This window comes from Mesorhizobium loti CJ3sym, from assembly GCF_000472785.1.
GTDB classification, from domain to species: Bacteria; Pseudomonadota; Alphaproteobacteria; order Rhizobiales; family Rhizobiaceae; genus Mesorhizobium; species Mesorhizobium loti_E.
Window position 1 is genome coordinate 233,682 of the sequence record NZ_AXAL01000009.1, and the last position, 24,482, is coordinate 258,163.

26 protein-coding genes are annotated in these 24,482 nt (G+C 63.8%); 9 read left to right on the forward strand and 17 right to left on the reverse strand.

The genetic code is table 11. The annotated features are described in order from the left end of the window. Window positions 1-105 precede the first annotated feature (105 nt). Window positions 106-789, reverse strand: a complete 684-nt coding sequence (locus A3A9_RS0114605; RefSeq protein WP_010912284.1) for a response regulator transcription factor — start codon at window positions 787-789, stop codon at window positions 106-108. A 144-nt stretch (window positions 790-933) separates the two neighbouring features. Here A3A9_RS0114605 and A3A9_RS0114610 point away from each other — a divergent pair, with 144 nt between their 5' ends. Then, entirely contained in the window at window positions 934-1,470 is a 537-nt protein-coding gene (locus tag A3A9_RS0114610) for a L,D-transpeptidase family protein (protein ID WP_202596374.1), read from the forward strand. A gap of 136 nt (window positions 1,471-1,606) precedes the next feature. On the opposite strand, the gene A3A9_RS0114615 is transcribed toward A3A9_RS0114610, so the two are convergent. Beyond that, window positions 1,607-1,858, reverse strand: a complete 252-nt coding sequence (locus A3A9_RS0114615; protein ID WP_027059440.1) for a hypothetical protein — start codon at window positions 1,856-1,858, stop codon at window positions 1,607-1,609. A 165-nt stretch (window positions 1,859-2,023) separates the two neighbouring features. Here A3A9_RS0114615 and gcvA point away from each other — a divergent pair, with 165 nt between their 5' ends. Continuing rightward, complete coding sequence (gcvA, locus tag A3A9_RS0114620; protein ID WP_027059441.1) at window positions 2,024-2,956, forward strand: transcriptional regulator GcvA; 933 nt, start codon at window positions 2,024-2,026, stop codon at window positions 2,954-2,956. A gap of 28 nt (window positions 2,957-2,984) precedes the next feature. Here the strand turns inward: gcvA and A3A9_RS0114625 are convergent, their stop codons facing one another. The 7 genes from A3A9_RS0114625 to tsaD all read right to left on the reverse strand — a co-directional run bounded on the left by A3A9_RS0114625 (window position 2,985) and on the right by tsaD (window position 7,770). Continuing rightward, on the reverse strand, window positions 2,985-3,722 hold the full coding sequence (locus tag A3A9_RS0114625; RefSeq protein WP_027059442.1) for a glycosyltransferase family 25 protein: 738 nt from the start codon (window positions 3,720-3,722) through the stop codon (window positions 2,985-2,987). 15 nt (window positions 3,723-3,737) lie between these two features. Beyond that, window positions 3,738-4,154, reverse strand: coding sequence for a DUF1761 domain-containing protein (locus A3A9_RS0114630; RefSeq protein WP_027059443.1), 417 nt, complete (start codon window positions 4,152-4,154; stop codon window positions 3,738-3,740). A gap of 69 nt (window positions 4,155-4,223) precedes the next feature. Then, the gene (locus A3A9_RS0114635) at window positions 4,224-4,922 is read right to left on the reverse strand and encodes a class I SAM-dependent methyltransferase (RefSeq protein WP_202596373.1); all 699 of its coding nucleotides are present in this window, start codon (window positions 4,920-4,922) and stop codon (window positions 4,224-4,226) included. Continuing rightward, a complete protein-coding gene (locus A3A9_RS0114640; RefSeq protein ID WP_027059445.1) occupies window positions 4,877-5,302 on the reverse strand; it encodes an EVE domain-containing protein in 426 nt (141 codons plus the stop codon). The genes A3A9_RS0114635 and A3A9_RS0114640 overlap by 46 nt, the downstream gene beginning before the upstream one ends. Window positions 5,303-5,342: 40 nt before the next feature. After that, window positions 5,343-5,639: a YciI-like protein gene (locus A3A9_RS0114645; protein WP_027059446.1), complete on the reverse strand. Its 297-nt coding sequence runs from the start codon at window positions 5,637-5,639 to the stop codon at window positions 5,343-5,345. Between the two features lie 32 nt (window positions 5,640-5,671). Beyond that, on the reverse strand, window positions 5,672-6,688 hold the full coding sequence (locus A3A9_RS0114650) for an NAD(P)H-dependent glycerol-3-phosphate dehydrogenase (RefSeq protein ID WP_027059447.1): 1,017 nt from the start codon (window positions 6,686-6,688) through the stop codon (window positions 5,672-5,674). Then, on the reverse strand, window positions 6,685-7,770 hold the full coding sequence (gene tsaD, locus A3A9_RS0114655) for a tRNA (adenosine(37)-N6)-threonylcarbamoyltransferase complex transferase subunit TsaD (RefSeq protein ID WP_202596375.1): 1,086 nt from the start codon (window positions 7,768-7,770) through the stop codon (window positions 6,685-6,687). Before tsaD ends, A3A9_RS0114650 begins: the two co-directional genes overlap by 4 nt. A gap of 102 nt (window positions 7,771-7,872) precedes the next feature. Between tsaD and hemC the strand changes: the two genes are divergently transcribed. The 6 genes from hemC (at window position 7,873) to A3A9_RS0114685 (ending at window position 13,977) form a co-directional block, all read left to right on the forward strand. Further along, complete coding sequence (hemC, locus tag A3A9_RS0114660; RefSeq protein WP_027059449.1) at window positions 7,873-8,799, forward strand: hydroxymethylbilane synthase; 927 nt, start codon at window positions 7,873-7,875, stop codon at window positions 8,797-8,799. A gap of 2 nt (window positions 8,800-8,801) precedes the next feature. Further along, window positions 8,802-9,518, forward strand: coding sequence for a uroporphyrinogen-III synthase (locus A3A9_RS0114665; RefSeq protein WP_027059450.1), 717 nt, complete (start codon window positions 8,802-8,804; stop codon window positions 9,516-9,518). A 110-nt stretch (window positions 9,519-9,628) separates the two neighbouring features. After that, window positions 9,629-11,110, forward strand: coding sequence for a COG4223 family protein (locus A3A9_RS0114670; protein ID WP_027059451.1), 1,482 nt, complete (start codon window positions 9,629-9,631; stop codon window positions 11,108-11,110). Between the two features lie 10 nt (window positions 11,111-11,120). Next, window positions 11,121-12,710, forward strand: a complete 1,590-nt coding sequence (locus tag A3A9_RS0114675) for a heme biosynthesis protein HemY (RefSeq protein WP_027059452.1) — start codon at window positions 11,121-11,123, stop codon at window positions 12,708-12,710. 52 nt (window positions 12,711-12,762) lie between these two features. Beyond that, a complete protein-coding gene (locus A3A9_RS0114680; protein ID WP_027059453.1) occupies window positions 12,763-13,242 on the forward strand; it encodes a TerB family tellurite resistance protein in 480 nt (159 codons plus the stop codon). 18 nt (window positions 13,243-13,260) lie between these two features. Then, entirely contained in the window at window positions 13,261-13,977 is a 717-nt protein-coding gene (locus tag A3A9_RS0114685) for a glutamine amidotransferase (protein WP_027059454.1), read from the forward strand. Window positions 13,978-14,001: 24 nt separating this feature from the next. On the opposite strand, the gene A3A9_RS0114690 is transcribed toward A3A9_RS0114685, so the two are convergent. The 8 genes from A3A9_RS0114690 to A3A9_RS0114725 all read right to left on the reverse strand — a co-directional run bounded on the left by A3A9_RS0114690 (window position 14,002) and on the right by A3A9_RS0114725 (window position 23,244). Next, window positions 14,002-14,310 (reverse strand): NIPSNAP family protein, encoded by a 309-nt coding sequence (locus A3A9_RS0114690; RefSeq protein ID WP_027059455.1) that lies wholly within the window; start codon window positions 14,308-14,310, stop codon window positions 14,002-14,004. 38 nt (window positions 14,311-14,348) lie between these two features. After that, window positions 14,349-15,587 (reverse strand): MFS transporter, encoded by a 1,239-nt coding sequence (locus tag A3A9_RS0114695; protein WP_027059456.1) that lies wholly within the window; start codon window positions 15,585-15,587, stop codon window positions 14,349-14,351. Window positions 15,588-15,750: 163 nt separating this feature from the next. Next, complete coding sequence (locus A3A9_RS0114700; RefSeq protein ID WP_027059457.1) at window positions 15,751-16,851, reverse strand: aminotransferase class I/II-fold pyridoxal phosphate-dependent enzyme; 1,101 nt, start codon at window positions 16,849-16,851, stop codon at window positions 15,751-15,753. A gap of 121 nt (window positions 16,852-16,972) precedes the next feature. Next, window positions 16,973-17,431, reverse strand: a complete 459-nt coding sequence (locus tag A3A9_RS0114705; protein WP_027059458.1) for a MucR family transcriptional regulator — start codon at window positions 17,429-17,431, stop codon at window positions 16,973-16,975. Between the two features lie 212 nt (window positions 17,432-17,643). After that, entirely contained in the window at window positions 17,644-18,348 is a 705-nt protein-coding gene (locus A3A9_RS0114710) for an ROK family protein (RefSeq protein WP_027059459.1), read from the reverse strand. 14 nt (window positions 18,349-18,362) lie between these two features. Next, complete coding sequence (gene zwf, locus A3A9_RS0114715; protein ID WP_027059460.1) at window positions 18,363-19,739, reverse strand: glucose-6-phosphate dehydrogenase; 1,377 nt, start codon at window positions 19,737-19,739, stop codon at window positions 18,363-18,365. A 22-nt stretch (window positions 19,740-19,761) separates the two neighbouring features. Further along, window positions 19,762-20,778: a phosphogluconate dehydrogenase (NAD(+)-dependent, decarboxylating) gene (gene gnd, locus A3A9_RS0114720; RefSeq protein ID WP_027059461.1), complete on the reverse strand. Its 1,017-nt coding sequence runs from the start codon at window positions 20,776-20,778 to the stop codon at window positions 19,762-19,764. A gap of 48 nt (window positions 20,779-20,826) precedes the next feature. Continuing rightward, the gene (locus tag A3A9_RS0114725) at window positions 20,827-23,244 is read right to left on the reverse strand and encodes a glucan 1,4-alpha-glucosidase (protein WP_027059462.1); all 2,418 of its coding nucleotides are present in this window, start codon (window positions 23,242-23,244) and stop codon (window positions 20,827-20,829) included. Window positions 23,245-23,452: 208 nt separating this feature from the next. Between A3A9_RS0114725 and A3A9_RS0114730 the strand changes: the two genes are divergently transcribed. Next, window positions 23,453-24,466, forward strand: coding sequence for an ABC transporter substrate-binding protein (locus A3A9_RS0114730; protein ID WP_027031843.1), 1,014 nt, complete (start codon window positions 23,453-23,455; stop codon window positions 24,464-24,466). Window positions 24,467-24,482: the final 16 nt, after the last annotated feature.

The window sequence follows — 24,482 nt, forward strand, 5'->3', positions numbered from 1 at the left end:
AACGGTCAGTCCAATCCCTCCTTCACGAGTAGATCCCGAATCCCTCTCCACAGGACCGCACCCGAAAGCGGTCCCGCCCAGACCGCTCATTGGATAATGAAATGTTTAAGGAACCAGCTTGTAGCCGCCGCTTTCTGTCACAAGAATTTCCGCATTGGAAGGATCGCGCTCGATCTTCTGGCGCAGCCGGTAGACATGGGTTTCCAGCGTGTGCGTGGTGACGCCGGAATTGTAGCCCCAGACCTCCTCGAGCAGCACGTCGCGGGTCACTACTTTCTGGTCGGCGCGATAGAGATATTTGATGATCGAGGCTTCCTTCTCCGTCAGCCGCACCTTGCCGCCGCGCGGGTCGATGAGCAGCTTCTGGCTGGGCTTGAAGGTGTAGGGGCCGACCGAGAAGGTGGCATCCTCGCTCTGCTCGTGCTGGCGCAGCTGCGCACGGATGCGCGCCAGCAGCACCGCGAAGCGGAACGGCTTCGTCACATAGTCGTTGGCGCCGGCCTCGAGACCCAGAATCGTGTCCGAATCGGTGTCGTGGCCGGTCAGCATGATGATGGGCGCCTTATAGCCGCCCTTGCGCAGGATCTTCACCGCCTCGCGGCCATCCATGTCGGGCAGGCCGACATCCATGATGAGCAGGTCGATAAGGCCGCCGCGTGCGGCGGTGACGCCTTTTGCCGCGGTCGCTTCCTGCAGCACGTCGAATTCCTCGTAAAGGGCAAGTTGCTCGACCAGTGTGCCGCGCAGGTCGTCATCGTCGTCGACGATCAGGATGGTGCGTGAAGTCATGGATCAATCCGTTGTTTTGAAAATGAAATTCATTTGACCGCTGCGTATTTATGCGGAAGCTGGCGTACACAATAGCCGATCACAGTGATTTGTTCAGTGGCACGATCATACAAGAAAAAACGCGATCGCAATGCAGCCGGCGCAATTTTGGTAAAAGGGCTGCGTGTGCTGACCGTGCGGGCAAGGCCTGGCCACCCCACCCAAGGCCTGCTGCAGGCCGGAAAAACGGTGTTTGCCTGTGCGCTGGGGCGGGGTGGCATTTCGGCCGACAAGCGCGAGGGCGACGGCGCCACGCCGCTCGGCCCGATGCGGATCCTGTCGGGTTACTTCAGGCGAGATCAGTTTGCCGGTGGCCGCCGGACGCGGCTGGCGATGACGCCGATAGGGCCCGATCTTGGCTGGTGCGAGGTACCGGACGACCGCAACTATAACAGGCCGGTCAAAATCCCCTATGGCGCCAGCCATGAACGCATGCGGCGCGACGACCGGCTCTATGACGCATGCCTGGTGCTCGACTGGAACATTGCGCCGCGCCGCCGCGGGCGCGGCAGCGCCATCTTCTTCCACCTGGCGCGCCCCGGTTTCACGCCGACGCAAGGCTGCGTCGCGGTGACCGCGCGGACCATGGCGCGGCTGCTGCCGCTGCTGTCGGATCGGACGGTGGTGAGGGTGGTGAGGTAGGGCAGTAGGGCAGTAGGGCAGTAGGGCAGTAGGGCAGTAGGGCAGTAGGGCAGTAGGGCAGTAGGGCAGTAGGGCAGTAGGAAGTGTCTTCCGGTGCTACCTTGCGTTTCCCCTACTGCCGTACTGCCCTACTGCCTTATTCCCCTAACTTCCGTCTCGGCTGCTGCCAGCCGATGTCGAGCAGGCCCAGACGGCCGATCTCGCGGTCCATGGCCCGGGCGATGTCCTTGCGGCCAGCGCCGATGTCACGCAACTGGCGATCAGACAGATCCTCGACGTTCTGGTGCGGAAGATGGACCGCGACCCTGGCCTGACGCAGCCAGTCACGGACTGCCGACAGCCAGGCCGGCCGGGCGATGTATGCAGGATGAAGAGCGATGTGAGACATGATCTGATCCGTTCTCTCCGGACTTCAAATCCGGTTTAATGGTACTTCGATGATCACATCATGCCTGATTGAAATCTTGGGAGGAAATGAGTAGTTTTTGCTCAATCATCAAGTTTAATTTGAGGATCCGAACGCCATGGTCCGTTCTTTCGAGGTCACGCGCTGATGGCCCGCCTGCTGCCCGGAACACGTGCGCTGAGGACCTTCGAGGCGGCGGCGCGGCACCTCAATTTCACCCGTGCCGCCGACGAGCTCGGGCTGACGCCGGCCGCCGTCAGCCACCAGGTCAAGGAAATAGAGGACCAGCTCGACCTGGTGCTGTTCACGCGCACCAGCCGCACCATGCGGCTGACGGAAGCGGGAAACGTGTTGTTCGAGGCGTCGATCGACGCGCTCGACCTGCTCAACCGGGCGGTGTCCCGGGCTCGCAAGATGACGCGCGGCACGGCGCTGCTGAAGGTGACGCTCGACGCGCAGTTCGCGACAAAATGGCTGATGCGGCGCGTTGATGATTTCCGCCGTCAAAGGCCGGGCATCGAGTTGCGCTTCGACATCACCTACGATGTCAGGGACTTCGAGCGCGACGACGTCGATATCGGTATCCGCTTCGGCACCGGCAAATATCCGGGGCTATGCGCGCACCGGCTGTTCGAAAACATCATCATCCCGGTGTGCAGCCCCGCACTGCTCGCCTCAGGCCCGCCGCTCAATGAGCCGCGCGATCTGTTCCAGCACACGCTGGCGCATATCGAATGGTCGCGGCAAGGCGTCACCTGGCCGAACTGGAGCATGTGGATGCAGGCGGCCGGCGTCGACGATTTCGACGACAGCCGCACCCTCGTCTTCGGCTCCTCGACCGATGCCACGCAGGCGGCACTCGACGGCAATGCGGTGGCGCTGGCCGACTTCGCCATGGTGGCCAACGACCTGTCGCAGGGACGTCTTGTCCGCCCCTTCCAGCTCGGCATCAAGGTCGCGCCGGAGTTCGCCTATTTCCTGGTCTATCCGCAAACCGTGAAGGACGACGCGCGCATCGTCGCATTTCGCGAATGGCTTCTTGAGGAAGCGGCAAAGACGCCCAGCACGGACAAGGCATAGGCCGGTTCCGCCGCGCTCGGTCCTTGGTTCACGACCGGGCGTTGTGACCGAAGACCATCCTTGTGTACTTCTTCCACTTCCATTTCAGGCTCTTGTACAAACGCGGGTATCTTTTCGCGGAAATGGAGGTCTCAAACGCTCCGTTTTCGCTTCCCTGCTCGACAATCGGCCGTTCGAACCACAGCATTTCAATGCCGAGCTTCTCATCCATCTGTTCGACCTGGTGGTCGATCGAGGTGTATATCTTGTTCTGATCGATCCAGGCGCAACGGGCTTCGGCGACCGGACGGGTGATGAGGTAGGAATCGGTGCATCTGGCATGGAGTGCCGGGTAGAGCCTTTGACCCTTGCGCAATTTCCAGCTCGGCGTGTAGTAGTTGCTGCCATTGCCGAGATAGATGACGGCCTTGCGCGTGGGGCTGCCGAGCTCGGTCAGCCCTTGCCGGAACTTGGCGACAAAGTCGCGGGCAAGGAAGACATCGTCCTCGAACACCAGGCAATAGGGCAGGTCGGTTTCGAGGAAATCGCGCCAGATGCCGACATGCTTCAGCGCCAGCGAAACGGCCGGTGGGTGGGTAAAGGCAGGGGCGACGAGCTCGTTGCGGATCTCCGGGGTGATATCCGGCCGATCCCAGTCCGTGTAAAAATAGACCGGCACGCCGCGCCGCTCGAACTCGCGGACGATGTGGCGGCGCCGGTCGTCGTAACCTTGCTTGACGTGACAGATCCGGGTGAACACCAGGTCGCGTGGAAATTCGTCTGCCATCGTCAATGCACTGTCCTAGCTTGCCGTGGCGCCGAACCAGCCGATCACCGCGCCGATGATCAGCAAGACACCCAGCCAGTGGCCGCCGTCGATGAGGGTCAGGTCCCAGCCGAAATTCTCATAGCGATGGTTGACCGACAGGGTCGTGGCGACGAAACCCAGCCAAAGCACGAAGCCGAAAATCAAGCCTGCGAGCCATGTCGGTTCGCCACCGGTCATCGCGCCGACGACCAGGGCCATGATGTAGGCCATGACCAGTTCAGCGATGAAGCTGATGATAAAGGGTAAAGGCGATTTCTTCATGGTCGTGGCATCGAGCCTGGCTGCCTTCAGCCACGGCTTGCTCAACGCCATGTACCATGCGGCGCCGAACAGCCAGGCCACGACAGCGGCGACGATCACCGCCAGCCAGTTCACTGCTGAAAAATCCATGAGCTTCCCCCTCCAGACACAGGCCGAGCACCCTGCATGTGCCTTGTATCGAGCGCTTCGGCGATGGCGTCAAGCAAACCGCCAGACAGTGGTGCGCTTGACCAACGCGTCCTCCAATGCCCGGGTGACGGCGACTTCATAGACGGCAAGCGGTTCCAGCCCGGCCGTTGGCATGTATGACCGACCGGGATCGCCAACGAAGATTTCGGCGCCGCGTGCCTTGAGTGTCGCGAACCATGGCATCAAGAGATCGGCGAAGGATTTGTCGTAGAAAACGTCGCCGGCCAGGATCACGTCCCAGCCTGCATCGGTGCCGATGCAGTCGGTACCGAGGAATTTGATCTGGACGTCATTGGCCTCGCCGTTGAGGCGGATCGCGGTGGCGCAGAACGGATCGATGTCGGCGGCGATCACCTCAACGGCGCCCGCCTTGGCTGCGGCGATGCCGACGAGGCCGGAGCCCGAGGCGAAGTCGAGCACGCGCTTGCTTCGCACCTTGTCGGGATTGTCGAGGACATAGCGGGCGAGGCCCTGGCCGCCGGCCCAGGCAAAGGCCCAGAAGGGCGGTGGCAGGCCGATCTCGACCAGTTCGTCCTCGGTTCGCTGCCAAAGATCGTGCGCTTCATCGGCGAGATGAAGCTGGATTTCTGGCACATGCGGCGGCGCTATCAGCGCCGTGTTGTCGAGAATGAATTTTTGTGCGCTGTTTGGCGTAAGGACCGTCACGGAGCAGGTATCAGGCCGCCCATGCGGCAGACTTCCTTCCATTCGGCCGGGGTCACCGGCTGCACGGAGAGCCGCCCGAGCCGCACCAGTGCCATCTCGGCAAGCTCGGGATTGGCCTTGACCTGTTCCAGCGTCGGCGGGTTCGGCATGTCCTTGACGGCACGGATGTCGACGCATTCCCAGCGCGGGTCGTCCGATGTGGTGTCGGGATGGGCGAGCGCGCAGACCTCGGCGATGCCGACCACGTTCAGCCCCTCATTGGAGTGGTAGAAGAAGCCGAGATCGCCGATCTGCATGGCCTTCATGTTGTTGCGGGCGGCGTAATTGCGCACGCCGTCCCATTGCGTGCCAGCCTTGCCTTTGGCCTTCAGCATCTCGAAGGAGAACTTGAACGGCTCCGATTTGAACAGCCAGTGGTTCATTTTTTCTCCTCCTCGCGGGCCAATTGCGGACTACCGGAAATTAACTAGCCGCCGGCTTGTTGAACGTCCAGTTCCACTGGCGGATTTCGACGCTTTCGAACAGCCCGGCCTTGGCGTAGGGGTCGGCGGCCGACAGGGCTTGTGCCGCCGCAAGGTCCGGCGCCTCGACGACCACGAGGCTGCCATTCGGCTTGCCTTCGGCATCGAGGAACGGGCCGGCAAAGGCCAGTTTCTTCTCCGCATTCAGCCCTTCGAGAAAAGCAACATGCACCGGCCGCGTGTCGATGCGCACCTGCAGGCTTCCGGGCTTGTCCTTGCAAACAAAAGCAAACAGCATGGTCTTTCTCCTGGTCGTTGGATCAAAAGGGATCAGTCATTGGTTTCGGTCTTCAGCGGCCGGGTCATCAGGGCCGTCACAGCCTGGCGGATGGTGATGGTGCCATCCAGTATGGCCGCCACGGCGGCGATGATCGGCGCGTCGATGTTGCGTTCGGTGGCTATGCGGGCGGCGATGGCCGCTGTCGGCACACCCTCGGCCAGCGGCAAGCCAGCGAGCGGTCTACCCTGACCGAGTGCCAGCCCATAGGCAAAGTTGCGTGATTGCGCCGACGAACAGGTCAGCAGCAGGTCGCCAAGGCCGGAAAGCCCCATCAGTGTTTCGGGCCTGGCGCCGAAGGCGGCGCCGATACGGCGCAGTTCGACGAAGCCGCGGGTGACCATGGCGGCCTGGGCGCTGGCGCCGAGCCCGGCTCCGGTGACAGCACCCGCGGCGATGGCAAAGACATTCTTCAAAGCGCCGCCAATCTCGACGCCGATCAGGTCGTCGCTGGAATAGCAGCGCAGGTTTTCGGCGGAAAAGCGGGCGGCAAGATCGGCGGCAAGCGCCTCGTCGCCGGCGGCGACCACCACCGCTGTCGGCAGGCCGCGGGCAACGTCGGTGGCGAAGCTCGGGCCGGACAGTGCGGCGACCGGATTTCCCGGCAGGATTTCCTCGACAATTGCCGACAGCAAGGCGCCGGTGTCGCGCTCGATTCCCTTGGCGCAGAGAACAAGCGGGATATCTGAAGGCATATGGTCCTTCGCGGCCGCCAGCGTCGCCCGCAGCGATTGCGCCGGGGTTACCGCCAGCACGCAGTCGGCCCCGGCGAGCGCTGCCTTGATGTCTGATGTCGCCTCGATGCCGGCCGCAATCGCAATGCCGGGCAAGTAGCGCGGGTTCTGGCCCTGGCCGATCGCGGCGACGGTTTCCGGGTCGCGCGCGAACAAGCGCACCGCATGGCCGGCGCGCAGCATGGCCAGCGCCAGCGCTGTACCCCACGCGCCGCCGCCGAGTACTGTGACGCGCCAGGCTTTTTGACCCGGCAGGTTCGCGGCTTCACCAGTCATGCCTTGGCTCCGCGTCGGCCGGAACCGATCATCGGTGTGGATATGCTATCCAGCGGCCAGCGCGAGCGCGGCACGAAATCGAAGCCGTTCTCCTGCGCCATGCCTTCGCGCAGGCGTTCGATGCCGGCCCATGCGATCATCGCCGCATTGTCGGTGCACAGTTTCAGCGGCGGCGCGACGAAGATGAAGCCGGCGTCAGCGCAGAGCCGCTCCAGCGTTGCCTTGATGGTTCGGTTGGCGGCGACGCCGCCGGCGACGACCAGCGCGGGCTTCTTCGTGCCAGGAAATGTTTGGCTGAATCGTGTCAGTGCGCGGGAAACGCGGTCGGCCAGCGCATCGGCGACCGCCGCCTGGAACGAGGCGCAGATGTCGGCGACGTCCTGGTCGCTCAGCGGCGCGATCGCCGTCGCCGCCTGGCGTACGGCCGTCTTCAAGCCGGAGAAGGAGAAGTCGGGCTGCGCCGAGCCCTTCATCGGGCGCGGGAAGGCGAAGCGCGCGGCGTCGCCTGATACCGCTGCCTTCTCGACATTCGGCCCGCCGGGATAGGGCAGGCCGAGCATCTTGGCCGTCTTGTCGAAGGCCTCGCCGAGCGCGTCGTCGATGGTGGTGGCCCAGCGCTGATAGTCACCGACGCCGCGCACCGCCAGGATCTGCGTGTGGCCGCCGGAGACCAGCAGCAGCAGATAGGGGAATTCGAGCCGGTCGGTCAGCCGGGCGGTCAAGGCATGGCCTTCGAGGTGGTTGATGGCGATCAGAGGCTTGTTCGCCGCTGCGGCGATCGCCTTGGCCGTCATCAGCCCGACGATCAGCCCGCCGACCAGGCCGGGGCCGGCAGTGGCGGCGATCGCATCGATATCGGCAAGTCCAATGCCCGAATCGGCAAGTGCCGCCTCGATAATGCCGTCCAGCGCCTCGACATGGGCACGGGCGGCGATCTCCGGCACGACACCGCCGAAGGCGGCATGCTCCTCGATCTGGCTGAGCACGACGTTGGACAGGATTTTCGGCGCGGCATTGCCTTCCAGCGCCACGACGCTGGCAGCGGTCTCGTCACAACTCGTCTCGATGCCCAGAACGCGGATCAATTCGTCGCTATTCCCGAAGATTGTATCGTGAAGCTTTCCCCTTTAGGAGAAAGCCCGAAAGGCCTCGCTTGCTCGGGGGGTTATCACGGACCGCGCGCCATGCAAACAACCTTGAAAATCGGAACACGCGGCAGCCCGCTGGCGCTGGCCCAGGCACATGAAACGCAGGCGCGGCTGATGGCCGCGCATGGCATGCCGGCGGAGGCGTTCGAGGTGGTCGTCATATCGACCAGCGGCGACCGCATCCAGGACCGGCCGCTGTCAGAGGCCGGCGGCAAGGGCCTGTTCACCAAGGAAATCGAGGAAGCCCTGCTGGCCGGCGCGATCGACATCGCCGTGCATTCGTCGAAGGACATGCCGACGCAATTGCCTGATGGCCTTGAGCTCTCCGCCTTTCTGCCGCGCGAGGATGCGCGCGACGCCTTTGTCGGCAAGGCGGCGAAGACCATCGCCGAACTGCCGCGCGGGGCCAAGGTCGGCTCGTCGTCGCTCAGGCGGCAGGCGCTGATCCGCCGCATGCGGCCGGATCTCGACGTGGTGATGTTCCGCGGCAATGTGCAGACGCGGTTGCGTAAGCTGGACGAAGGGGTCGCCGCCGGCACCATCCTCGCCTATGCCGGGTTGAAGCGGCTCGGGCTCGAACATGTCGCCACCGATTTGATGCCGCTCGACATCTTTCCGCCCGCACCGGGCCAGGGCGCGATCGGCATCGAGACCCGCATCGGCGATCGCGCTGTCGAGAAGATGCTGGTCGCCATCCACGATGTGCCGACCGGGCAGGCGCTGGCTTGCGAGCGGGCCTTCCTGGCGGCGCTCGACGGCTCCTGCCGCACGCCGATCGCCGGCTACGCGGCGATCGACGCGGGAAAGCTCTCTTTTGCCGGCCTGATCATTTCGCCCGACGGCACGCAGTCGCATACGATCGAACTGCAAGGGCCAGCGCAGGATGCCGCCCGTATCGGCGACGAGGCTGCACGGACCGTTCGCGCCAGGGCTGGCGAAAAATTCTTCGACGGCTGGCTCTGAACATGCTTCGCGTCCTGGTGACCAGACCGGAGCCAGGCGCATCGCGCACGGCGCGGCGGCTTCAGGACATGGGGTTCCAGCCGGTTGTTCTGCCGCTGACCGAAACGGTGGTTTTGCCTGCCGGTGCCGGGTTGATCCCTGGCGACGCCATCGCTGTTGCCGTCACCAGCGCCAATGCCGTGCGCCATGCCCCAAAGGCGGTCATCGCCGCGCTTGCTGCTCTGCCTTGCCATGCCGTGGGGACCAGGACCACTGAGGCGGCACGCAAGATGGGCTTCTTGTCGGTCATTGAAGGCTCCGGCGACGCCGAGGCGCTGGCCGACAGCATTGCGTTGGCATTTCCCGGCAAGGCAATCGTCTATCTCTGCGGGCGCGTGCGGTTTCCGGTGTTTGAGCAGAGGCTGGAAGCGGCAGGGGTCCTGGTCCGCGCCGTGGAGACGTATGACACGCTTCCGGTGCGGTATTCGGACGAGACCATTCTTGCGCTTCTGTCTGGTCAAGCGGTCGATGCGGCGTTGCTCTATTCGGCCAAGGCGGCTGCCGCGATGCAGGCCCTGGCCAAACGGCCGGCTCTGCAAGGCCTCTTTGAAAAGACTTTGTTTTTCGCGCTTTCCGCGCGCATCGCCGCTGCCTTCGACGACAGCGCCGGCCAAGCAATCCGTATTGCGGCGCAGCCCGACGAGGAGGCGCTGCTGGCGCTTTTGCGGCCGCCCCGCTGACCCGCGTCATCACACCGCCCCTTTTCACCGCTTGGTGATGTGCTAGACCCTTTCTGAACCATCATGCGCCGCCAGGCGTTGAGACGAAGCGAATTTTGCGGAGCCCCGGCATGGTCAAGACGCCGAAGATGCGACACTCGAAAAGCCGCCGCGAGCCGGTGACCATCGATCTCGAACCGGGCGCCGTCTCCCGCATCGTTGACGAGGATGCCGCGAAGTCGCCGGCGGCAACCGAAGAAGCCCAGGTGGAGGATGCGGACGCACCTCAAGCCGAGGTTCCCGAAGAGCCGGTGCATGCGGACCAGGTCGATCTCGAACCCTGGGAGCATTCCGATGCCGCGACCGCCCGGTCGGCCGAGGCGGAAACGCCGGCAGAGGCTGAGGCCAAAGCCGCTGAGCCGGAGCTGCCCTATCCCGGTTCGGATGCACCTCCCAACCGCGCCAGGGCTTCCGACTACAATTTCGAGGATGCGTCGGCGAAGCGTGCCGACGACAGCAAGGCGAAAACCGAGACACGGGGCGAAACCATGGCGCCGACACCTCCTCCATCAAAGCGTGGCGGTATCAACGGCATCGCCGCCGGCATCATTGGCGGTGTCATCGCGCTGGTCGGCGCAGGCGGCCTGCAGTTTGCCGGCCTGCTCGGCGCACCGGGTTCCGGCACTGGTGTCTCGCTCGACGGCGTCAACGGCGAGATCGTTTCGCTGAAAAGCGAAATCGCCGGGCTGAAGGAAACCGGCGGCAGCAGCGATGCGACGGCCAAGCTGGTCGGGCTTTCCTCGGGCCTGGAGCAGGTAAAGGCCGACGTAGCCGCGTTGAAATCGGCGATCGAATCCGGCGGCGCGGGCGACAATGCCGAGGTCGCCGCGCTGGGCGACAAGGTGAAGCAGATCGAAACCGCGGTCGCCGCCCTTGGCAAGGCCGGCGGCACGGCGCCGGTCGATCTCGGCCCGCTGAACGAAAAGCTGGCTGACCTCGATGCGTTGGTGAAATCAACGGGCGAGGCGGCGAAGGCGCAGGATGGCCGGCTCACCGCGCTGGAACAGTCGGTGTCGCAGCTCTCCGGCAAGGTCGAGGCCGCGGCCGGACAGCCGAAGATCGCGCTCGCCATCGCTGCGTCGGCCTTGAAGTCGGCGCTCGAACGCGGCGCGCCGTTCTCGGCCGAACTCGATACGCTGGCCGCGATTTCACCCAACGCGCCTGAGCTTGCGACCTTGCGCCCCTATGCCGAAAAGGGTGTGCCCACCCGTACCGAGATCGCCGCGCAGATGGATGCCGCCGCAAATGCCATGGTCGCGGCCGCAACGCCGGTCGATCAGAATGCCGGCTTCCTACAGAACCTGATGTCGAGCGCCGAATCGCTGGTCAAGGTCCGGCCGATCGGCGCCGTCGAAGGCGCTGGTGCGCCGGAAACCGTGGCGCGCATGGAGGTGGCGGTCACCCAGGGCGACTATGCCAAGGCGCTCAACGAATACAATTCGCTGCCGGAGGCCGTGAAGGCTGCAGGGGCTGATTTTGCCGGCAAACTGAAGGCGCGCATCGAAGTCGAAACCCAGGTCGACGCGCTGATCTCCGGCGCGATGAAGGCATGAGGGCCACATTATGATCCGCCTGCTCGTCTTCCTCATCGTCGTCTTCGCGCTCGGGCTGGGCTTTGCCTGGCTGGCCGATCGGCCGGGCGACATGGTCGTTACCTTCAACGGCTACCAGTACCAGGTCAGCCTCATGGTGGCGGCGGTGGCCGTCGTTGCCGTGGTCGCCGGGGTGATGATCCTGTGGTGGCTGGTCAAGTCGCTGTGGAACAGCCCCTACACCATCTCGCGCTATTTCCGCGTACGGCGCCGCGACCGTGGCTATCAGGCGCTGTCGACGGGCATGATCGCCGCCGGCGCCGGCGATGGTGCACTGGCGCGCAAGAAGACCAAGGAAGCGGCCAAGCTGATCCGTTCCGACCAGGAGCCGCTGATCCATCTGCTGGAGGCGCAGGCATCGCTGCTCGAAGGCGACCATGAAGGTGCGCGCCAGAAGTTCGAAAGCATGCTCGACGATCCCGAAATGCGGTTGCTTGGGCTGCGTGGTCTGTACCTCGAAGCCGAACGGCTCGGTGACCGCAATGCGGCCCGCCACTATGCCGGCCGTGCCGCCGCAGTGGCGCCGCAACTGGCCTGGGCGGCCGAATCGACGCTGGAGGAACTGGCCGCGCGCGGCGACTGGGACGGCGCACTGAAGCTGGTCGATGCGCAGAAGTCGACACGGCAGATCGAACGCGACGCCGCCAACCGCCGCCGCGCTGTGCTGCTGACCGCCAAGGCGCAATCGCTGGCCGACAGCGATCCCGCTGCCGCCAGGACAGCAGCAATCGAGGCCAACAAGCTGCGGCCGGATTTTGCGCCGGCCGCCGTTGCCGCGGCTGCCGCACTGTTCAAACAGAACGACGTGCGCAAGGGCTCGAAGATCCTCGAAGCCGCCTGGAAGGCCGAGCCGCATCCCGAGATCGCCGAACTCTATACGCATGCCCGTCCGGGCGACGCCGTGCTCGACCGCCTGAACCGGGCGAAGAAGCTGCAGGAGATCAAGAAGAACCACGCCGAATCGTCGATGACGGTGGCGCGTGCCGCGCTCGACGCCCAGGATTTTTCGACCGCCCGCCGCGAGGCCGAGGCCGCGATCCGGATGGACCGCCGCGAGGGCGCCTATCTGCTGCTGGCCGATATCGAGGAAGCCGAGACCGGCGACCAGGGCAAGGTGCGGCAGCTGCTGTCCAAGGCGGTGCGGGCGCCACGCGATCCGGCCTGGGTTGCCGATGGCGTCGCTTCAGAGCGCTGGTCACCGGTATCGCCGGTCACCGGACGGCTTGATGCCTTCGAGTGGCGGGCGCCGATGGAGCGGCTTGGCCAGTTGATCGACAGCCGCGAGGACGCGCCGGAGGCTACGGTTGCCGCCATCGAAGCGCCGGCCAAGCCGGAAAAGCCGATCGATGTGATCGATCATTCCGCGCCGGGCAACGAGGGCAAACGAGCCGAGAGCCACGAAGACCACGTCACCCCAGTCACGGCTGCCGCGTTTGCGGCGGTGCCCGCCGATGCCGAAGGCGTCGATCCGGCGGAAGAACTGGCGCGCTTGCCGGATGATCCGGGCGTCGATCCAGACGAGGAAGCGGAAAAGTCGCCGCGCCGGTTCCGGCTGTTTTGATTTTGGCCTTCGGGTGATTGACTTGGCCATCGGGCCGTTTGGGAATGGATTGATGTTTGAACGCGTTCTGTCGTTTCTCAGGGATTTGCCAGCCGGCGCCAGCGCGCATGCCAGCACGGACGATCCGCGCGTCGCTGCTTCGGCGCTGCTCTACCATGTGATGAATGCCGACGGCGTGCGCCAGGATGTCGAGTGGGAGCGGTTCAAGGCGGTGCTCTCCGAGAGCTACTCGATCAGCGGTGCCGAACTCGAAGCGCTGGCCGCTGCCGGCGAGCGCGCCGACAATGAGTCGATCGACCTCTATGCCTTCACCAGCGTGCTCAAGCGCCACCTCGACGCTGACGGGCGCAAGGCTTTCATCGGCCTGATGTGGGAGATCGTCTATGCCGATGGCGAGCTGCACGAGCTCGAGGACAATACGGTGTGGCGCGTCGCCGAGCTGATCGGTGTCGAGCGTCACGACCGGGTCGAGGCACGCCGCAAGGCCGCGGCGCAAGCCCCGGGTGCGCGCGGAACTTCAAGCGACGAATAGACGGGATCTCGCGTAACGATGCCACGCCAAACGAGTTCGAAGCCAAAGATCCTGATCGTGCTGCATCAGGAGAATTCGAGCCCTGGACGCGTCGGTCACATGCTCATCGAAGAGGGCTTTGAACTCGACATCCGCCGCCCGCCGCTGGGCGACGCCTTGCCGGAGACGCTGGATGGCCATGCCGGCACGGTGGTGTTCGGCGGACCGATGAGTGCCAATGACGAAGACGAGTTCGTCCGCCGCGAAACCAATTGGCTGGACATTCCGCTCCGGGAGAACCGCCCATGTCTCGGCATCTGCCTCGGCGCGCAGATGCTGGTCAATCATCTCGGCGGCAAGGTCGAGGGGCACGGCGAAGGTCTGGTCGAGATCGGCTGGTACCCGCTGAAGGCGACCGAGGCCGGCAAGAAACTGATGCACTGGCCCGAAATGGTCTACCAGTTCCACCGCGAAGGCTTCTCACTGCCGAAGGACGCCACACTTCTGGCGACGGCCGAGACCTACCCCAACCAGGCCTTTCGCTATGGCGACAATGCCTGGGGCATCCAGTTCCATGGCGAACTGACAAGGGTGATGATGCATCGCTGGGTGGTGCGTGGCGAGCATCGCTTCGAACTGCCGGGTGCACAACCCGGTCGCGATCATCTCGGCGGCCGGCTGATCTGGGACATGCACCTGAAGCGCTGGCTGGACGAGTTCCTGCGCATGATCTTCGGCAGACCGGTGGCGCGGTAGCTCTCCCTCTCTTCCGGCAACACTCTAGGGTTCGAGCACCGGCCGCAGGAAGCTGCGCTCATAGCTTAGAATGCTGCGATTGCGCTTTTCCGTTTCATACACTTCCTGGCATTCCGGGTCGGCAGCCATCCGCTTGCGATAGTCCTCGTAGTCGGCAAGGCTCGGAAAGCTGAACATGGCATAGGCGATGTTGTTTGCTCCTTCGCTCGGAAGAAAATAGCCATGATGGTTTCCGCCGAGGCGATTGACCAGACCGATCCAGCGACGGCCATACTCTTCAAACTCGGCAAGCTTGTACGGGTCGATGACATATTTCAGATAACAGGTGATCATGGGAGCTCCTGTGACAGTGTGATGTATCTTGCTGAGCGTCAGTTGCGCCCGTTGAGGTGGCGCACTTTGCGCAATTGCGGGAACAGATAGGCCCACAGGCCAGCAACCGCGATGGCGCCGACGCCGCCGATCACCACAGCCGGCACGGTACCGATCAGCGCCGCCATCGTGCCGGCGCGGAATTCGCCGACTTCATTGGAAGCGCCGACGAAAACCTGGTTGACGGCGTTGACGCGGCCGCGCACCGCGTCGGGGGTCCACAACTGGATCAGCGTTTCCCTGATGTAGACGCTGAACATGTCGGTGGCGCCGAGGAAGGCCAGCGCCACGATCGACAGCCAGGTGATGGTCGACAGACCAAACAGCACGGTGCAGGCGCCGAATGCCGCGACGAAGCTGAGCATGATCTTGCCGGCATTGTCGCGAAGTGGGTGGCCGGCGAGCCACACCGCAACGCAGATGGCGCCGATGCCGGGCGCCGAGCGCAGCAGGCCGAGACCCCACGGGCCGAGCTGCAGAATGTCGCGTGCATAGACCGGCAGCAGTGCCGAGGCGCCGGAGAGAAGCACGGCGAAGAGATCGAGCGAGATGGCGCCGAGCACGATCTTCTCGCTCCAGATGTAGCGAAAGCCGGCAAACAGCGTCTCTATCGTCGGCTTGTCGGTGGCGGTCTGCTGGACGGGCTTGGGAATGGTGAATATCAGCAGACCGGCCACCAGCATCAGCACGGAGGCGACGGCGTAGGCGGCTTCGGGCGAGACGCCGTAGAGCAGGCCGCCAGCGACCGGGCCGATGATTGTCGCTGTCTGCCAGGCCGACGAGTTCCACGCTATCGCGTTGCCGAAATCCTCCGGCGGCACCAGATTGGCGAACAGCGACGACGAGGCGGGCCCGTAAAAGGCACGCGCCATGCCGAACAGCGCCAGAACGACGAAGATCGGCAGCGGACTGACCAGGCCGCGCAGCGTGAAGTACAAGAGAACGAGCGCACAGCCTGCCTCGACCACGGTTGCCAGCGCCATGATCAGGCGACGGCCGAAGCGGTCGGCGACGACGCCTGTGACGAGCACCAAAAGCAGCGACGGCAGGAACTGGACGATACCGACAATGCCGAGGTCGAAGGGATCGCGCGTCAAATCGTAGATCTGCCAGCCGACAGCGACCGAGACAATCATGGTCGCGAAGGTGGTGAGGAAGCGCGCCGTCCAGTAGCTGAGGAAGGCTTTGTGCCGGAAAGCAGCGTAGCGCTGTTCCGGCGAGGTTTGTTCAGGTGTCATGAAGATAAGGCCCCGATTGCTTTGACATCGGCTGGCGGGGCACTTCCCGAATGGGCGCTGGTCCGACCAATGGAACGTCTAACAAAGTTCGCGGCGGGATGTGCGTTAAAATCAGGCCTGGATCAAGGGATTTTCAGCCTGTTCCTTCGATCGCACGATGAAGTTACTGTCGCAGCGCGGCCGAAATTGCCTCGAGCCCGCCCCGCAATTCGGCTTCCGTCGGCCAGCCAAAACCGACGCGGAAGAAGCGCTTTTCCATTTCGAACCAGTGGCCGGGTCCGACATAGGTGCCATGCTTTTCCAGCAGATCGACATAGAACCGGTCGAGGTCGAAACCGGGTTCGACATCGAGGCGCGGAAAGCCGACGACACCCCCTTCGGGCCTGATCCAGTCGACCAGCGGCTCGCGGTCAATCCAGGCCTGGACGATGTCGCGGCGCCTGGCCATCTCGGGCAGCAGCGTGCCCAGGAAGGCATCCCGGCGTTCAAGCATGCCGTGCGCGATGCCTTCGTCGATGACACTGCCGCAGATGCCGATCTGCTCCTTGGCGGCTAGGAATGTCTCCTGAAGGGCCGCATCCCTGGTGATCAGCCAGCCAATGCGGATACCGGGAATGCCGAAGGCCTTTGACAGCGACGCCACACTGATCGCCTTCGGACTCAACGAAGCGGCCGACGGCAGGCGCCTGCCATAAGAAAGGTCGCGATAGGTCTCGTCGACCAGCAGATGGCAGTCGCGGCTCTCCGCGAGCGCCACCAGCGCGTCGAGTTCGGCGCGGGACATCATCGTGCCGGTCGGGTTGTGCGGGCAGGTGACGCTGATCAGTTTCGTGTTCGTCCGGATCGCCGTCTTGACGACCTCGACATCGATGGCAAAGCCGTCCTCGAAGGCGAGGTCGACAAAGCTGATAGCGCAGCCGATCGCCCTTGGGGTTTCGATGTTGGTGGCGTAGTTGGGCCTGATGACGACGAGATGGTCGCTGGCCGACAAAAGCGATGTCGAGATGATGAACAGCGCGCCGGCGGCGCCGGCGGTGACTAGGACATCGTCGGGCGAAACGCCGGCGTCCTGCGCCGCGATCAGCGCGCGCAAGTCCTTGTCGCCGCGATGCTCGCCATAGAAGAGCGTGAGGTCGGGCAGCGACAGGCCGATGTCGGAGAGTTTCTGGTCGGCGATCGAGCTTTCGGAGAGATTGAAGCGGATACGGTCGTAGCCGTATTCCTCCGGCGCCTCTTTCTCGATCACCATCCTGGTGTAGTTCATGGCTTCCCCCAGATCATCTTGTCCGGGCTATCCAAGCCACAAAAACACGAAGCCTGCCAAGGCGTTTCGCCGGCAGGCTTCTGTTCCAGTTATCCTAACTGTTGGCTCAGGACTGAATTGTTCAGGCCGAAACCTTGGCCTTGCGGCCCTTGGCCTTGACGGGCACCACCTCGACGGCCTTGCGGCCGAGACCGATCGACTTTGCCAGCAGCGAGCGCGACGCGGCATAGTTGGGGGCGACCATCGGGTAGTCAGCCGGCAGGCCCCATTTGGCGCGGTAGGCGTCCGGCGTCAGGTTGAAATGCACGCCGAGATGACGCTTCAGCGATTTGAACTTCTTGCCGTCCTCGAGGCAGATGATGAAATCCGGCGTTACCGACTTCTTCGGGTTGACCGCGGGGACCAAGGGTGCTGCCACCGGCACGGTCGGCTTGCCGAGCCCTTCGATCGAGGTGGCGACGCTGGCGATAAGGTCGGCCAGACCGGAGACGGGCAGGCGGTTCTTCTCGACGTAAGCGGATACGATGTGGGCGGTCAGCTCGAGAAGGTCGATGCGAGCGTCGTTGCTGTCGTCGGTCAATGTTTCCTCCGTCTATGGTGCACGGCCTCGAAAATCGGGATCGTTTTCGATAGGACCAGGCGCAAAATCAAAAATGCTGAAGCGTCTTGGGCGTATCACGTGGAACACGCCGGGCATTTCGGCAAAATTCCTAGTCGGCAAATCTGCATAACGCAATGATCTAGCGTGGCGTCACACGCTATTTTGAACAACTATACTAAACTGTAATACTATCAGACGATCAAGGCCTTGTCTCGCCACAGACGAAATCCGCCTTCGAAGGCGCGTGTGTTGTCGCCGCGCCTGCAGTCGGCCGGCAATTCGTCGAGCTTGTCGACATTGCCGCCGCCAATGACGACATAGTCTGGCTGTAGGGCGGCGCGCAGCCGGTTGACGACGTCGAAGACGGATTCGCGCCACTTCTTCTTGCCGCGCCTTTCCAGGCCGCGCTCGCCGACATAGTCCTCGAAACTCCTGGTCTTCTTGTAGGGAAGGTGGGCGAGCTCCATAGGCAAGCCGACATGGTCGGCGATCATCGCTGCACCCAGACCCGTTCCAAGGCCCAGGAACAGCATGCGCCCGCCTTCGTAGCTGCCGATGGCTTGCATCAGAGCGTCGTTGACGACCTTGACCGGCTTGCCGAACTGCGCGGCGAAATCGAAGCCGGCCCAACCCTTGCCGAGATTCATGGGATCGAGCACCGGCTTGTCGTGACGTACCGGGCCGGGATAGCCCATTGAAATGACGTCGTAGGGCAGACCTTCAGCGAGCTTCTTCACCGTATCGATCATCTGCCGCGGCGTCAGGTCCGGGCCTGAGTCGGCCCGGCGCTCGGCGCCGCCGGCGCTGGTCAGGATCTTGACATGCGAGCCGCCAATATCGATCGAAAGCACGATCTTTCCGGCGTCCGATTCTGTTTGCTTTACCGCCTTGGCCATCACTTCCCCTCCGTTCATGCCACCGGGTCGATCCAGCCATTGGGCGGCCCGAAGCCGGCCATGGCGTCCGCCGGTCCCCACGTTTTCGGCTCGTAGAGATCCGGCGGCGTGGTGTTGCCGAGCACCGGGCCGACGATGCGCCACGCAAGTTCAGCCGCGTCCTGGCGGGTGAAGAGCTGGCCATTGCCGTTCATGGCATCGCCGATCAGCCTTTCGTAAGGCGGCATGTCGCTCTTTGAGTCGTCGAGTGCGGTGAGTTCCACCTGCTCGCCGACCATGTCGTCGCCCGGCGCCTTGCGCTGCGCGCCGATGGCGATCATCACTTGCGGGTCGATGCGGAAGCGCACGTAATTCTGGTCGGCGGGCTTGATCGGATCAAAGACATCGAGCGGCGGCCGCTTCAGCCGCACCACCACCTCGGTGACATGCACCGGCATGTTCTTGCCGGCGCGGATGAAGAACGGCACGTCCTGCCAGCGCCAGGTGTCGACGAAAAAGCGCACCGCCGCGAAGGTCTCGACCGGCGAGTTCGGCCTCACACCCGGTTCTGCGAGATAGCCGGTGAACTGGCCGCGCACAACATCGTCCTTGGTCAAAGTGCGGATGGCCCTGAGCACTTGCACCTTCTCGTCGATCAGGTCGTCGGCGGAGCGGCCGACCGGCGGCTCCATGGCCAGCAGCAGCAGGATGTTGAGTAGGTGGTTCTCGATGACGTCGCGGATGGCGCCGACATCGTCATAGAATTTACCGCGCCCCTCGACGCCGAAATCCTCGGCCATGGTGATCTGCACGCTCTCGACGTAATTGCGGTTCCAGATCGGCTCCAGGAACGAATTGGCGAAGCGGAAATAGAGCAGGTTCTGGATCGCTTCCTTGCCGAGATAATGGTCGATGCGGAAGATCGACTGTTCGTCGAATACCAGATGCAGCACCCGGTTCAGCCAGCGCGCCGACTGCAGATCGTGGCCGAACGGCTTTTCGACCATCAGCCGCGCGCCATGCGCGGTGCCCGATTGCTCCAACCCTTGCACGACCGTCTCGAACATGGTCGGCGGCACCGCCATGTAGTGCAGCGGCCGCTGGGCGCTGCCGAGCGCGGTCTTCAGCTTTTCGAACGTGGCCCCATCGCGATAGTCACCGCTGACATAGCGCATCAGCGATGCCAGCTTGGCGAAGACCGTCTCGTCGATAGCGCCCAGCGCGTTGACTATGCCGTCGCGGGCACGGTCCTGCAACTGCTTCAGCTCCCAGGCCTCGAAGGCGACGCCGATCACCGGCTCGGTGAGCGTGCCTTTGGCCACCATTTGGTAAAGCGCTGGAAATATCTTCTTGTGGGCAAGGTCGCCGGTGGCTCCGAAGAGCACCAGCGTGTCGGACCGTTCCTGGCTCATGCGCGCGTCTCCCCTGTCGCCTTCATTTGCCATCCTTCGGCTTCTCGACATGGCCGCCAAAGGCATAGCGCATGGCGGACAGGAGCTTGTCGGCGAATTCGGATTCGCCTTGCGAGGAGAAGCGGTCGAACAGCGCCGAGGACAGCACCGGCGCGGGCACGCCGGTGTCGATCGCAGCCTTCAGCGTCCAGCGTCCTTCGCCGGAATCCGAGACCCGGCCGCCGAAATTCGCCAGGCCCGGGTCGCTCTTCAGCGCGCCGGCGGTGAGATCGAGCAACCAGGAGCCGATCACGCTGCCATGCCGCCAAACCTCGGCCACCTGGGGAAGGTCGACGTCGAACTGGTAATATTGCGGGTTTTCCAGCGGGCTGGTCTCGGCGTCGGCCGTGCGTTGCCGCTTGCCGGCGTTGGCCGACTTCAGGATGTTCATGCCTTCGGCATAGGCGGCCATGACGCCGTATTCGATGCCGTTGTGCACCATCTTGACGAAGTGGCCGGCGCCGCTTGGTCCGCAATGCAGGTAGCCGAAGGGCGCCGTGCCGGCGGCCTTGTCGGGGGTGGGTGCTCCGGCATCGGCGCCGGGTGCCAGCGTCGCGAAAATCGGGTCGAGATGTTTGACCGCCTCGTCGGGGCCCCCGATCATCAGGCAGTAGCCGCGCTCCAGGCCCCAGACACCGCCGCTGGTGCCGACATCGACATAGTGCAGGCCCTTGGCCGCGAGCTCCGCGGCCTGATCGACGGCGTCGTGATAGTAGGAATTGCCACCATCGATGATGATGTCGCCTGGTTCCATCAGGGCCGCGACCTGGTCGGCAATCTTGCCGGTGATGGCAGCCGGCAGCATCAGCCAGACGCAACGCGGCTTGGCGAGCTTGCCGACGAATTCCGTCAGGGATGCCGCGCCCAGGGCACCGTCGCTCACCAGGGCGGCGACACTGGCGGGGTTGATGTCATAGACGACGCATTCGTGGCCGTCGCGCATCAGGCGGCGGACCATGTTGGCGCCCATCCGGCCCAGTCCCATCATTCCGATCTGCATGGTTTCGTCCCTGTTTCCTGGAGATTTGCTGGTTTGTCGAGGAAGGATTTACTGGCTGTCCTGATCGCCTGATATGACGGAGAAGTCGACATTCTCCCAATCGCCGGTTGCGAGCCAGAAAAAAGTGAAGATCAGCGTGTTTCCCTTGCGGAGGCTGGCGGTCGGCAGATCGGCAAGATGGATGCCGAAAGCGTTCTCTTCTGTCTGGGCGTTGATGGCGGTCGCCCAGCTATCCGCGCTCCAGCGAACAATCGCCGGCGCCAGCAGCTCGACGCGCAGCGTCTTGCCTTCCGGCAGCAAGCGGATCTTGTTGTTGAACCGCCATGCCCTGAACGGCGACACGGTCTTGTCCTCGATGTAGCGCTTGACGCCTTGCGGCGGCATGTCGAAGACAGCGCCGTCGCGCAGCGAGCGCAGCAGCTTGATATGCTCCGAGTGTGCCCAGACCAGCGGCATGGCGCTGCCCGAGGGGCGACCAAGCAGCAATTCGCGTTCCGGCAGGTCGGCGACGTCCCAGACCTGCTCCGGCAACAGGCCGCCGGGCTCGGCGGAGCCCTCCAGTGCATCGAGCAGGGCGGCAGCCTCGTCTTTGCGGCCCGCAGCCAGTTCGTAGTGCGCGCGTTCCCCGGCCATCAGCGGCCAAGGCCGGCCCTGGCCGGTGCCGTCGAACGGCGAGCCGTCCTGGTGCTCGCCATAGCCATCGCCATTGTAGCGATACCAGAGCGTTCCTTGCGGCAATTTGCAGCGCAGCCGGTCGTCGATGACCTTGACCGTGTTGAGGATGCGCGCGTCGTCTTCTGCCCGCAGGCCGAAGCGGACCAGCGCCAGCGCGTCCGGGCTGACGATTTCCCCGGCGGGTTGGTCGGTGTCGCCGGGCGGCCGGTTCTTGATGGGGACAAAGCCGTCTTTCGGCGAGCCGGCTTCGGCGCTGTCGGGCGGGGCGATGCGGACATAATAGCCCTCGACGCCTGACGCCTCGCAGATTGCCGTGCCGGTGACATAGGTCCAACGCTCGACCTGGTCGTTCCAGCCATCAGCGGTCTCGCGCAGATAGTTTGCTTCATCAGGCTTGCCGCAGGCGTCGAGCAGGTCGGCGGCGGCAAGCAGTGCCGCGATCTCGACGGCGAGCGTGAACGGGCTGAAGCCGGCATCCTCTTCCCAGCGATCCTCGCCGGTGACGGGTCCGTTGCGCACGACATAGGAGGCAGCGGTCTTGATCATCTGCAGGAATGACGCCAGCTTGGCGCGCGGCAAGGCGCCAGCGCGATGCAAGGCATCCGCCAGCAGCAGTGGAAAGGCGCATTCATCCATCTGGATGCCCGGCCAATAGGCCGACCCATCGAGCCAGGCATTCTGGGGCCAGTGTCCGTCCGGCTGTTGGATGGAGCGCAGATATTCAAGGATCTGCAGCGCCGAGGCGGCATCGCCGGCGGCAAGAAAGCCGCCCGCCGTCTCGACCAGATCGCGCGGCCAGACCAGATGATAACCGCCAAGGTCGTCGTCGCCCTTGTTGAAGCCCCAGGGAATGGACAGGCTGGCGACTGCCGCGCCCGGTATGGCGATGGACCGGTGCGTCGCCAGAACCGCGGTCGAGACGCGATAGAAGTTGATCCCGGACGCCGCGTGCCGGTCCAAAGGCAACAGCCCGGCCTGCCATTTGCGCCAGTTCCTGACGTAGGCTTTCGCTGCCGGCTCAAAACCTCGCTTCAGGCTGGCGAAGGCATTTTCGGCCGCTTCCTCCGGCGTTGCGCCAAAACCCAGCGACAGCACCGCTTTTGTCTTGGTCGCCGAAAAGCCGATCTCGCCGGTCAGCGCGACATTGCCGTCCTCGGCGCGCTGGCAGGCCGTATCGAGCTTGCCGGTATTATCGAGTTGCTGCCAGCCATCGGAGAAGCCGGCATAGCCGGCTGAACAGTCCCGCCAGGGCAGCGACGATACCAGCGCCAGGCAAGAGCCGCGTCCCGAAGCGAACAGTACGGGCTTTCCCTTGTGGTCGCCGACCCAGGCGGTGTTGCCCATGCCGGCATTGACCAGATGCGGCGCCAGCAGCGCGTAGACGCGATAGTCGTTGGGCACACCTTTAAGCGCCGTGAAGGTGATTTCCTGCAGCAGCGCGGGCCGCGCTGGGTCGGCAAGGATGCGTTTTTCGATCCGGTAGGTGCCGTCGCCGGCCGTGTTGACCAGCCTGTAAGCAGGCACACCGGCCTCGAACGGCTCGATCGTGTGGACGGCATCGCGCTTCTCTTCCGAGAAATAGCCGTCAGGCCCGGTGACGATCAGGCCGAGGTCGCGCGTGCAGGCGCTGTCGACGCGCGGATAGTAGACTTCGTTGAGGATGCCGTGGCTGATCGTGAACCAGATCTGGCCTGTCGGTGAAAGCGAAGTGCCGACGCCACTCTTGGCGCTCGACGTCCAGCGCGCCGGAATTCCCGGGGCGCCCGGGGGAACGATCGGCGTCACTGCCATGTTTGTTTGGCCTCCTTTGTGCATGCCTTACCCATCCAGCGAAGCCATTTCAATCATTGCACCGCAAGTTGATCGGCAGGCCTTCGCTGATTGCAGTTGACAGTTTGCGGCCCATCTGCATTTGTCTGACAATAGATAAAAAACAGGAAGACAGGCACGATTTCGTCAACCAATCAGCACGACCACCAACTCTTGGGAGGAGTATGACATGAAGAAACTGTTCGTCTTGGGTACCCTTGCCGCGATGCTCGCATCGGGCACGGCATTTGCCGACACCAGTGGCAAGAAGATCGCGTTCTCCAACAATTACGCCGGCAATTCGTGGCGGCAGGCGATGCTCGACAGCTATGGCATCGTCACCAAGAAGGCGGTCGACGACAAGATCGTCGGCGCGGCCGATATCTTCACCACCGCAGACAAGGAAGTGCCGACGCAGGCAGCCCAGGTGCAGAACCTGATTCTGCAAGGCTATGACGCCATCGTCATCAACGCCGCTTCGCCGGATGCGCTCAACGGCGCCATCAAGCAGGCCTGCGATGCCGGCATCACCGTCGTCTCCTTCGACGGCACCGTCACCGAGCCCTGCGCCTACCGCGTCGTCGTCGACTTCAAGGATATGGGCAAGCAGGAAGTCGAGCAGATGGCCAAGTTCCAGCCGAAGGGCGGCAATCTGCTGGAAATCCGCGGACTGGCCGGTACCTCGATCGACGATGCCATCCATGCCGGCATCCTCGAAGGCGTCGCTGCCCATCCCGAATTCAAGATCGTCGGCTCGGTGACCGGCGACTGGGACCAGACGACGGCGCAGAAGGCTGTCGCCACCATCCTGCCCTCGCTGCCCGATGTCGTCGGCATCGTCGACCAGGGCGGTGACGGTTATGGCGCGGCGCAAGCCTTCGCCGCCGCCGGCAAGCCGCGCCCGACCATCATCATGGGCAACCGCCAGGACGAGCTGAAATGGTGGAAGGAACAGAAGGACAAGGACGGCTACAAGACCTGGTCGGCTTCGATCGCGCCCGGCGTGTCGTCGCTCGCCTTCTGGGTGGCGCAGCAGGTGCTCGATGGCCGCAAGGACATCCCGCACGATCTGCTGGTGCCGTATCTGGCCTTCACCCAGGATGATTTCGAGGCAGCGCTGCCGAAGATCAAGGAAGGCGGCGTTGCCACCCACGAATACACGCAGGAAGACGCCCTCGCGGCCATCAAAGCCAACATCAAGTGAGCGTCACGGCAGCGTT